3 protein-coding genes are annotated in these 4,961 nt (G+C 69.2%); all 3 read right to left on the bottom strand.

Annotation, left to right across the window (positions count from 1 at the left end):
- Positions 1 to 225: 225 nt before the first annotated feature.
- The gene (locus ACFU8Q_RS39005; protein ID WP_384464199.1) at positions 226 to 1,773 is read right to left on the bottom strand and encodes an FMN-binding glutamate synthase family protein; all 1,548 of its coding nucleotides are present in this window, start codon (positions 1,771 to 1,773) and stop codon (positions 226 to 228) included.
- A 621-nt stretch (positions 1,774 to 2,394) separates the two neighbouring features.
- On the bottom strand, positions 2,395 to 3,369 hold the full coding sequence (locus ACFU8Q_RS39000) for an MFS transporter (RefSeq protein WP_384464196.1): 975 nt from the start codon (positions 3,367 to 3,369) through the stop codon (positions 2,395 to 2,397).
- A gap of 105 nt (positions 3,370 to 3,474) precedes the next feature.
- Complete coding sequence (locus tag ACFU8Q_RS38995) at positions 3,475 to 4,665, bottom strand: ROK family protein (protein ID WP_384464193.1); 1,191 nt, start codon at positions 4,663 to 4,665, stop codon at positions 3,475 to 3,477.
- Positions 4,666 to 4,961: the final 296 nt, after the last annotated feature.

The following is a 4,961-nucleotide window of genomic DNA, read 5'->3' as shown; positions in this document are numbered from 1 at the left end:
GGGCACCGCTGGCTGGGCTCGGCGTGGAGTCGGCGGGCCACCATCTCGTCGTGCAGCAGGTGGTGCTGGTCGGACGTGCCTCCAGGACCCGCGCCCCGGAGGGGCCGGGAAGTCGTCGTGCCGGTCCCACCTGCCCGGGTCAACAGGCCGTGTCTCGTAGTCGGCCCGGCCGACCGCCCTGCACCGCCCGACCTCGCAGATCAGGCACTGGCAACTCGTCACACGTCAGCCGACAGGCGGCTTCTGGAGAGGGGTCGGTTCGGCGGTGAGCAGCGCGGTGATCTCTTGGGCGAGCTCCGGGCCGAGTTCGCCCCAGCCGTCCTTGTAGCCGTAGACGCTCGCCAAGGTACGGGCGTCGTAGTCGCCGTTCATGATCTCGATGTCGGTGGTGGTGATGAGTGCCGGGTGGGCGACGCCGACAGCTCCCGAGACCTTCAGCAGCTCCTTACGAAGGGTGCGCAGGTAGACAGCGGCCCGATTGGCCTTCGATGGCGCGTCGACGCCGCGCACCAGCCACGGGTCCTGGGTGGCGATGCCGGTGGGGCACTTGTCGGTGTGGCATTTCTGCGCCTGGATGCAGCCTATGGACAGCATTGCCTCGCGGGCGACGTTGATCATGTCGACACCCAAGGCGAAGGCGACGGCGGCGTTCTCGGGCAGGCCGAGCTTGCCGGAGCCGATGAAGGTGAGGTCGTCGGTCAGACCCCGCTCGGCGAAGGTGCTGTAGACGCGGGAGAAGCCCATCCGGAACGGCAGCGACACCGAGTCGGTGAAGATCAGGGGAGCCGCCCCGGTGCCGCCCTCGCCTCCGTCGATGGTCACGAAATCGACCCCGCGATCACCACGCGCCATCAGCGTGGCCAGCTCCTGCCAGAAGCTCATCTCCCCCACAGCGCTCTTGATCCCGACCGGCAGACCGGTCTCGGTAGCGAGCAGCTCCACGAAGTCGAGCATCGAGTCGACGTCGTGGAACGCGGTGTGCCGAGAGGGGGAGGCGCAGTCCTTGCCGGCCGGGATGCCGCGGATCTTGGCGATCTCGGGGGTGACCTTCGCGCCCGGCAGCATCCCACCGAGCCCCGGCTTGGCGCCCTGGGAGAGCTTGATCTCAATCGCCTTGACAGGGGCGCCTGCGACCACGTCCTTGAGCTTGTCGAGGTTGAAGGTGCCGTCCTCGTTGCGGCAACCGAAGTACGACGTCCCGATCTGGAGGACGAGATCACCGCCGTTGCGGTGGTACTGCGAGAGGCCGCCCTCGCCCGTGTTCTGCATCGCGCCGGCCAGCGCCGCGCCCTTGTTGAGCGCCGTGATGGCCGCGCCAGACAGTGATCCGAAGCTCATCGCCGAGATGTTGATGACGCTTGCCGGCCGGAACGCCTTGGCGCGCCCGCGCGGGCCGCCCAGCACCTTGGCCGAGGGCAGCGGGCTCTGCGGGTCGTGCAGATCGGGCAGCGTGCCGGCGAACGTCCGCTGCTTCACGTACGCGTGCCCTTGCACGTGCTCAACGTCCACGTCGGTTCCGAACCCGAAGTAGTTGTTCTCTTCCTTCGCCGACGCATAGATCCAGGTGCGCTGGTCGCGGCTGAACGGGCGCTCTTCCTCGTTGGACGTCACGACATACTGCCGCAGCTCCGGCCCGATCGTCTCCAACAGGTACCGGGCGTGCCCGATCACGGGGAAGTTTCTGAGTAGTGCGTGCTTTTTCTGGACGAGGTCGCGGGCAGCCACCAGCGCCAATGCTGTTGCGGCGGCCGTGGCGATGCTCCGAGCGCGCATGAACGTTCCTCTCCTCGGCTGCTCGATACCCGACTCCATCGCTGTGCGGCGGACGTCGTGGGCGTTGGGCGGCGGACACGGCCAGGCAGGCATCGACGTCCGACGACGAAACGCCACATGATGTTAGAGGTCTCGTGGATGGGCGGACGGGGCAGGGTGCGTGAGCCCGGCTCCAGCCTCGGCGCTCGTGCGGGGCCGGGACGCTTCTCCAGGCAGTTCAATGATCGGAGAAATGAAGTTGCACACGGCCGGGGTGGGCGAAGAGGGTCTGATCAGCGACAACCGCCGGAGGGCGACTGGAGGCTCTGTGGCTTGGAGCGGGGCTCGTCGTGGGGCTTGCTGCGGGGCCGGCTGTCGCAGCGTTGTCCGCTGTGGTCGGTGGGGTCGTCGGGGTGGGGACCGTGGTCATCGCGTCCTCGGGTCTCGCCGGCCGTACAGGGCCGGATCGGTGACAGGTCCAGCCCACACACGCGAGGCGTACGGGCCGGAGACACCGTGAGGAAAGCACCGCTTGTCCGCGGTCTGCTCATCACGCCCGGGCGGTGTCCCATTTGCCCTGTTTTGGTTGCCGACCGTGGCAGACGGCATGAGCGGGCTCGGGCCTGGCCGTCAGGGTGATGTTCAGGGGCGGGCTGTACGGCGCATTGCCGGCCAGTACGGATGCAGGTGGTCGATGACGTAGTCGTGGCTGTGCGGGTAGCCGTCCGAGGTGAGCCGGACTTCAGCGAGGTGGGGGTGACCGGGCGGAAGGTGGTGGTGGCGGTGGTCAAGTCGCGCCATGTCGGGGGCAGGCCAGATCAACACGGCGGTCAGAGTGCCGGCCATCGCGATGGCCCCGAGCATCCAGCCAACGGTGACCGTCCCCGCGGCGGAGGCGACCCAGCCGGCCAGCGGATAGGTGAGAAGCCAGCAACTGTGAGAGAGGGAGAACCGGGCGGCGAACGCGGCCGGTAGATCGGCTGATGCGGCCGAGCATCGGATCAGCCGTCCGGTGGGGGTGAGTACTGCGGAGCATGCGGCGCCAAAGGCGGTCCAGGCAGCGAGGAGGGCCGGCCAGGACGGACCTTCGGACGTCGCGATGCCGTACGCGGCGAAGACCACGGGCAGGGCAAACGCCGCGGGGAGCATGACGGCACGATCGCTCACACGCTTCAGGATCCGGGGCAGCGTCAGGGCGGCCGCCATCGATCCGGCACCGTAGGCACCCCGGGCGAGGGAAACGTCCCCGGCCGTCCGGTGCAGGTGATCACGGACCAGGACGACCGTGTTGACGGTGATCATTGCGCCCGATGCTGCGAACGCGAGGTCCAGTGCGAGCAGGGCGCGCAGGCGGGGGACCCAGAACAGCCGGAGGCCGGAGGCGGCTTTGGTGTGCGGCCGGCCGGTGTGCTCCACAGGGGCGGGCTTGGGCAGGACGCAGGAGACGACCAGAGCGGCGAAGGCGAGAAAACCGACGGACGTTCCGGCGAACAGCCAGTTGTACGTGACCAACGACAGCAGGGCCGCGGCCAGTGCCGGGATGAACAGATTCTCCAGATCGTAGGCGAGGCGGGACATCGACAGCGCCCGGGTGTAGTCGTGCTCGGCGGGCAGCACGGCGGGAGATGGGGAGGTCGGGGGAAGGCCTCAGATGCCGCCTGCAGCAGGAAGAGTACGTCGCGGGGCCCGCCTCACCACGGGCTCCGGCCGCGTATCGAAGCGTCAGGCCGGTGAGAAGATGTGGTTGCTGATCAGCCGGGCGGCGCCGACGACGCCGGCGACCTGGCCGAGTTCGCCGAGCACGATCGGCAGGTTGCCGGTCGCCAACGGCAGCGACTGACGGTAGACCTGGGTGCGGATGCTCGCCAGCAGGTTGTGGCCCAGTCCGGTGAGCCCTCCTCCGATGACCACCAGGCCGGGGTTGAAGAAGCTGACCAGTCCGGCGATGACCTGACCGGTACGGTTGCCTCCCCAGCGGATCAGATCCAGGGCCGCGGCGTCTCCGGCGCCCGCGGCGGCCGCAACGTCCTCGGGGGTCAGCTTTCCGGCCGATGCGAGCCGTCCGGCCAACTCCGTCGAGCGGCCGGACTGGGCGAACGCGGTCGCGTCGCGTGCGAGGGCGTTCCCGCTGAAGTAGGCCTCCAGGCAACCGGTGTTCCCGCAGGCGCACCGCGGCCCGTCCGGGTCCACCTGGATGTGGCCGATGTCGCCCGCACTGCCGGTGATACCGCGGTGGACCTCGCCGCCGACGACGATGCCGCAGCCGATGCCGGTCCCGAGCTTCACGCACAAGAAGTCGCGCACGGACCGGGCGACGCCGGCCTGCTGCTCGCCCAGGGCCATCAGGTTCACGTCGTTGTCGACAAGGACGGGACAGCCGAGCTCCTGGCTCATCGCCTCGCGGACGGGGAAGCCGTTCCACCCAGGCATGATCGGCGGCGCGACGGGGACACCCTCGGGGAACCGGACGGGTCCCGGCACGCCGATCCCGGCGCCGTCGAAGTGTTCCACCGCCGTCGTCTCGCGCAGCTTGCCGACCAACGCGAGCACCCGCTCGAAGACCGCGACCGGACCGTCGCGCACGTCCAGCGCCTCGGCCACGTGACCGAGGACGTCCAACTCGGCGTTGGTGACCGCGACATCCACGGAGGTGGCGCCGATGTCCACGCCGAGGAACCGCAGTGACGGGGCGATCCGGACGTTGTGCGAGCGGCGGCCGCCGCGGGAGGCGGCAAGTCCGTCCGGGACGACCAGACCGGTTTCCAGCAGGCGATCGATCTCGAACGCGAGCTTGGAGCGCGACAGCTCCACCTGGTCGCCGAGGGCGACCCGGGACTGCGGGCCAAGGTCGCGCAGGAGGCGGAGCAGCCGGGCCTGATGGATATTGGCCGGTCGAGCCGTCGTACTCCTCACGCCGCCCCCGTCGTGGTCAGAACCGTTCGCATGCCCGGTGCTTGGGGGTGCGACTTCCACCCGGACCGTAGCACCGTGCCGTCGAAGGCAAAAGAAACTCGTGCACCGATTCACAGGACTTTCATCGGCTGATGGACAAAGCCGGTGCGAGGCAGCATTGCCTCGTTGCCGCCCCGGCCGCTGCGGAGGCGGCCGGGCCCGATGGGGTGGAGCCGTCCAACTCTCCACCCCATCGGCCCTGGTGTGCTGTCCGGATCGCCTCGGCGGACTGCTGATGCAGTCGACCGAGGCACACG

Source organism: Streptomyces sp. NPDC057543, assembly GCF_042801895.1.
In the GTDB taxonomy this organism is placed as follows: domain Bacteria; phylum Actinomycetota; class Actinomycetes; order Streptomycetales; family Streptomycetaceae; genus Streptomyces.
The sequence above is the reverse complement of the archived record's forward strand: the minus strand, read 5'-3'. Positions and strand labels throughout refer to the sequence as shown.